Here is a 2589-nt window from a genome sequence, read left to right as displayed (position 1 = left end):
CAAAATACTTCGTTTTTTCCGGGCGCGCGGCGCGGTCAGAGTACTGGTGGTTTGTGTTGTTCGTGGTCCTCGTCAGCATTGTTTTGGCAATCATCGACGCCTCTCTATTCGGCGTGAACCCTGAAACTGGAGAGAGTAGCCAAGTCTTAACTCCGATCTTCCAACTTGCAGTTGTCGTGCCCATGCTGGCCGCCGGATGGCGGCGTTTGCATGACACTGGAAGACCAGGCTGGTACTTGCTCTTGCCTGCAGCGCTCAGCATCGCAACCATGTTCATGCTGTTCAGTGGCATCGCTGTATTTTCAGTCCTCGAGCAAGGGGCTGACGACCCTGAAGCATTGAGGGGCCCAGCGGCTCTACTTGGCGTCACAGGTTTGATGGTTGTGGGAGTTCTTCAACTGATACTCTCTGTGCTGATGATCTGGTGGCTAAGCCGACCGTCACAGGAAGGTGAAAATGAATATGGTGCACCCGCAGCTTGAACTTATGACGTGGATCATCAGTGCTTTCGCGGCAGAATGACGAAACATGGCTTAGTTGCCTAGGAGGTTACTTATGAAGAGACATCTAGTCGCCGGCACGGTCCTCACAATCATGATGTCATCACCTGCCATGGCTGAGTGGAACTTCAGTGGGCCGCCGAACGCCAACGCCTTCATTCAGACCGGCGACATGACTCTGGAGTTGCAGTGCGACCGTGTCCGTTTCGCGCCAGCAGGTTATGACGACTCGCAGGATATTGTCTCCAGGCAGGGCCTGTCCTTTCGGTTCATGAAGGATGGTTCGACCGAGGTAGGTGCGTTTCAGGCAGGATCAGTGAATGCGGATATCTCGCTCGTCGACAACTATCCTGTTGAGGTCCGTTTCTTCGATCAGGGCGACTATGATTTCGTTTTGGATCAGATTGCGCAGAACGCCGTTCTGAACCTTTCGATGGCTGACCAGGATGTCTCTTATGGTATCTTCACGCTCAAAGGATCTTCCGCGGCGGTAAGATCCCTGCGCGCGGCCTGCGGCTCTAACGCGTCGACATCTCAGAGCATGGAGGCGCCAGAAGGCATTGTGTATTGCGGTGGCGGTGCCGTGCAGAGGGTCATCGAATACGCCATCGTGGGTCAACCCGGCGAGCAGTGGGATGCTATCGTGACCGTCAATGGTGAGACAGTTCGGGCGATGACTTCATATAGCTTCTTCGGAAATTCTGAACCACCAGCAGGCTTCCAGGTGGCGCTCCTGGGTGAAGATCGGTCAGAGTTCCTCGTCTTCAGCGATGGGGGCCGGAACTGGATCGAGTTTGGCGATTACACCTACGATCAGTGCAACTGAGGCACACGGAAGGGCTGGAGACACGAACATGGGTAGCCAACTGGTTGGAAATGGCAATCGCGCCGGCGCTGGGGTTTTGGCGGTTGCTGTTTGTGCTCTTTCCGTGGCCTTCTATACGCCCTCGGCGCACGCGCAGGATTTGTCCGGGCTGCCCACACAGCTTCTTGAAAGAGTAGAGGCCGCGCAGCAGGCATGTTCGGATATGGAGAACGGGCAGTTCGCCCTTGAATTGGGAGCCATCCACCGCGTCGATCTCGATGGAGACATCGAGCGGGACTGGGTTCTGGACGAGGCGGGTTTTGCCTGTTCCACCGCTGTGTCGCTCTATTGCGGGACAGGCGGTTGCATGTCTCACTTCTTGGTCGAGGAACATTTGTTCTCGCTTCTCAATCAGGGATGGGACATGGCGAACATCGGCCCATTTCGCGTGCTTTTGGCGGATGTGCATGGCTCGCAATGTGGTGGGATCAACCCAACGCCCTGCATCGTGGCCAGTGTTTGGGATTCAGATGAAACGGTCTGGCGCAGCACGGGTGCAGAGTGGGAGTAGAATATATGGAAAGGCGCCTCGAAAAGACCATGTGTGCCATATGTGCCTGCGCTTTGGCGCTGACGGTGACGGGATGCGTCGAAACCGCTCAAGAGGTAGCGATCAGCGAACCCGACCCGGAACTGAACTTCGTTCGCGGTTACCGAAGTGTTGCGGACGAGTGCCAGCTTGTCGGCGAAACGGCGTTTACTGGCGATTTGCTCGACGATTCGGCCGATCTTGTGGCCTGTCCGACGGGAAGTGCAGCAATGGCAAGCCTAATGGCGGAAACGGGAGCGCCCGTAATCACCCAAACCAACAGCTTCTCGTTCTTCAGCATTCCCTACCGCTGAACCACATGCTTGCCCGGGACTTTGAATGGTCCTCTCTGTCGATGAGTTCAGGACAACTGCCGGACTACTCCGTAACATCCATCGAGAAGAAGTACGTCGCGCACAACGCTTGACCGGCAATGCCTGCAGGCGGTTCCATGCCAGTAAACATCGCTACGCCAAGGTAGGTAAACCCGGAGCTGTCCTCACTCCAGGTTGCCATATACGTGACTGGTTGGTCGCCACAAAGCGTGTTTCCCTGCCTTAGTGGGCCTGCATCGCCTGATACACGAAACACCTGAGCAACAGGCACGTCGCCAGACGCACCCCAATTGCCTGAACTCTTGGGGTCATGAACTTCGAGATCAAGAAACCTGCCGGTCTCGAAGACCATCCGCTTGG

The 2589-nt window shown here is 56.0% G+C and carries 5 protein-coding genes; 4 read left to right on the top strand and 1 reads right to left on the bottom strand.

The window, feature by feature from the left end; all coding sequences use genetic code 11:
• The 4 genes from AC2FNL_RS07735 to AC2FNL_RS07720 all read left to right on the top strand — a co-directional run.
• On the top strand, nt 1-482 hold a 482-nt coding region (locus AC2FNL_RS07735), incomplete at its 5' end, for a DUF805 domain-containing protein (protein WP_496833033.1).
• A 73-nt stretch (nt 483-555) separates the two neighbouring features.
• On the top strand, nt 556-1326 hold the full coding sequence (locus AC2FNL_RS07730) for a hypothetical protein (protein ID WP_093964956.1): 771 nt from the start codon (nt 556-558) through the stop codon (nt 1324-1326).
• A 28-nt stretch (nt 1327-1354) separates the two neighbouring features.
• On the top strand, nt 1355-1876 hold the full coding sequence (locus AC2FNL_RS07725; RefSeq protein WP_093964955.1) for a hypothetical protein: 522 nt from the start codon (nt 1355-1357) through the stop codon (nt 1874-1876).
• A 53-nt stretch (nt 1877-1929) separates the two neighbouring features.
• Nucleotides 1930-2208, top strand: coding sequence for a hypothetical protein (locus AC2FNL_RS07720; protein WP_496737469.1), 279 nt, complete (start codon nt 1930-1932; stop codon nt 2206-2208).
• A gap of 64 nt (nt 2209-2272) precedes the next feature.
• On the opposite strand, the gene AC2FNL_RS07715 is transcribed toward AC2FNL_RS07720, so the two are convergent.
• The coding region (locus AC2FNL_RS07715; RefSeq protein ID WP_496833032.1) for a hypothetical protein at nt 2273-2589 on the bottom strand (317 nt) is incomplete at its 5' end.

The sequence above is a fragment of the Ruegeria sp. CRTD044 genome (genome assembly GCF_059613485.1).
The sequence above is the reverse complement of the archived record's forward strand: the minus strand, read 5'-3'. Positions and strand labels throughout refer to the sequence as shown.